General features: G+C 44.5%; 4 protein-coding genes. 3 read left to right on the top strand and 1 reads right to left on the bottom strand.

Annotated features, from left to right (window positions below):
* Both F6K49_RS41780 and F6K49_RS41785 read left to right on the top strand, forming a co-directional pair.
* The coding region (locus F6K49_RS41780) for an aldehyde dehydrogenase family protein (RefSeq protein WP_293107130.1) at window positions 1-950 on the top strand (950 nt) is incomplete at its 5' end.
* Between the two features lie 157 nt (window positions 951-1,107).
* Window positions 1,108-1,248, top strand: a complete 141-nt coding sequence (locus tag F6K49_RS41785; protein ID WP_293064302.1) for a hypothetical protein — start codon at window positions 1,108-1,110, stop codon at window positions 1,246-1,248.
* A gap of 38 nt (window positions 1,249-1,286) precedes the next feature.
* Here the strand turns inward: F6K49_RS41785 and F6K49_RS41790 are convergent, their stop codons facing one another.
* Window positions 1,287-1,442 (bottom strand): hypothetical protein, encoded by a 156-nt coding sequence (locus tag F6K49_RS41790; RefSeq protein WP_293064305.1) that lies wholly within the window; start codon window positions 1,440-1,442, stop codon window positions 1,287-1,289.
* A gap of 181 nt (window positions 1,443-1,623) precedes the next feature.
* Between F6K49_RS41790 and F6K49_RS41795 the strand changes: the two genes are divergently transcribed.
* Window positions 1,624-2,376, top strand: a 753-nt coding sequence (locus tag F6K49_RS41795) for an N-acetylmuramoyl-L-alanine amidase (RefSeq protein WP_293107133.1), incomplete at its 3' end; no start/stop codon positions are given.

Genomic DNA, 2,376 nt, shown 5'->3' on the forward strand with positions numbered 1-2,376 from the left:
GCCCAGCATTGGCAGCTGGTAACACCGTGGTGATGAAAACGGCGGAACAGACTCCTTTATCAGCGTTGCGGATCGGTGAACTGATTCTGGAAGCAGGTTTCCCTCCTGGTGTGGTGAATCTTCTTTCAGGCTATGGACCAACCGCTGGGGCTGCGATCTCACATCATATGGATATCGATAAAGTTGCCTTTACCGGTTCCACTGAGGTAGGGCATCTAATTATGGAAGCTGCTGCTAAGAGTAACCTCAAGCGGGTCACTCTAGAACTTGGTGGTAAGAGTCCTAACATTGTCTTTGCTGACGCTGACATGGATAAAACCATTGAGGGCGCTCACTTTGCCCTGTTCTTTAACCAAGGACAGTGCTGTTGTGCTGGTTCCCGGCTGTTTGTGGAAGAAAAGTGCTATGACGAGTTTGTAGACAAGTGTGTGAAACGGGCGCAAAATCGCACAGTTGGTGACCCGTTTGATGCTAACACAGAACAGGGACCCCAAGTGGATCTCGAACAGTTCAATAAGGTGATGAGCTATATTGAGTCTGGTCAGCAGGAAGGAGCTCAGATGTTGTGTGGTGGTGGTCGAGTTGGCGATCGCGGTTACTTCATCGAACCGACAGTGTTTGTTGATGTCCAAGATCAGATGAAGATTGCCCAAGAAGAAATCTTTGGACCAGTGATGAGCATTATTAAGTTCAAAGATATTGATGAAGTGGTTCAGCGGGCAAATAATACTATGTATGGCTTAGCCGCAGCTGTATGGACAAAGGATATTACTAAAGCTCATGCGATCGCAAACAATGTCCGTGCTGGTACTGTCTGGGTGAATTGCTACGATGTTTTTGATGCCGCTGCTCCCTTCGGTGGTTTCAAGCAGTCTGGCATTGGTCGTGAACTTGGGGAGTATGGCTTGCAGCAATACACCGAGGTTAAGACAGTGACCGTTAAATTGTAGCATTGTAGCCATCTCAAAGCCTGGTGTTTACTATCAACAACCCGAAAAAAAGGCTACAGCAAAAGAAGGCTACAACATAGTTAGTTGGTAATTTAGGACAAGCTAATGGGTAATAGGGAATTGTAAGCCAATTTCCTATTACCCATTACTTTATGCTGTGCTCAAGCTTCAAGTTAAAGTTCAGCGCTCAGCGGTCAGCGGTCAGTGGTCAGCCTTGGCACAGGCTTTGGCCTTGGCCTTTGGGCCACGCGGGGCGCGTTTGGCCACGCTGTGCGAACGACACCGTAACCTAACTTAGATTAAACAAATGGTTTGTTTTATTTAAAAGCACCTCAACTAGCACCATCTGTAACCCATGAGCTTATCGCTGTTCGCGTAGCGTGTGCGTAGCACATAAGCTGTTCGCGCAGCGTGCGCGTAGCGCATATGCTTATCGCTGATAGCTGATAGCTCATAGCTGATAGCTGTTCGCGCAGCGTGCGCGTAGCGCATATGCTTATGTTATTCTTTAACGTTTCTTGATCCGGATCAATTTAGAAACAAAACAAGTGTTCAGTGTAAGTTGTCCATTTAGCAGCAGTTTCTTAAATTTTGTTAAGCACCCTTGGCTGACATCCACTAACATAGAAGAGAATTGGATAAAAGGGCTAATTAGAGAGATTCATAAGGTTTCATGAAATACGGAATTGATATTGGTCACAACTTGCCCCCTGATACAGGAGCTCAAGGTATCAGAGTAGAAGATGAAATGACTAGAGACGTGGGAACGAGAGTAATTTCCAAATTGAGAGACTTGGGACATCAGGTAGTTGAATGCAAGCCTAAGAGTGCGAGTACTTTGGGCAGCTCGCTGCGGCAACGGTGCAATATTGCCAATGCTAATCGAGTTGATCAGTTTGTTTCAATTCATTTTAATGGGTTTAATGGTCAAGCTAATGGGGTAGAAGTATTTGCGATTAGTGATACTGCCAAAAAAATTGCCCAGCCAGTTTTAGAAAAAATAGTCGAGTTGGGTTACTTCAATAGAAAGGTAAAAAATGGCTCTCATTTATATGTCCTTCGATATACCAATATGCCAGCAATTCTGATAGAAAGCTGCTTTTGTGATTCCCAGAAAGATATGGCACTCTACGATCCAGAAGCATTGGCTAATGCAATTGTTAAAGGATTAACAGGAGAAGAGCCACCCACTACTAAATCTTCCTCTGACGATAATGTGCTGGAATTACAAAAATCTCTCAATCGCCTAAAAATCAAAAGTCCTGCTGGTCAGCCATTAGTAGAAGATGGATCTCTTGGTCAGGGGACTATCGCAGCAATAAAAACATTTCAAGCTATTGTAGGAATTAACCAAACTGGAATTGGTGACTCGACGACATGGCAGACTATTAATCAGATTCTTGAGCAACCCATACTTAGACCTAAA

The sequence above is a fragment of the Moorena sp. SIO3I6 genome (genome assembly GCF_010672095.1).

What these genes read in the sequence shown, in the direction of transcription:
- F6K49_RS41790 (WP_293064305.1), bottom strand. Translation starts at nt 1,442, where the DNA reads ATGCGCTACGCGCACGCTGCGCGAACAGCTATCAGCTATGAGCTATCA.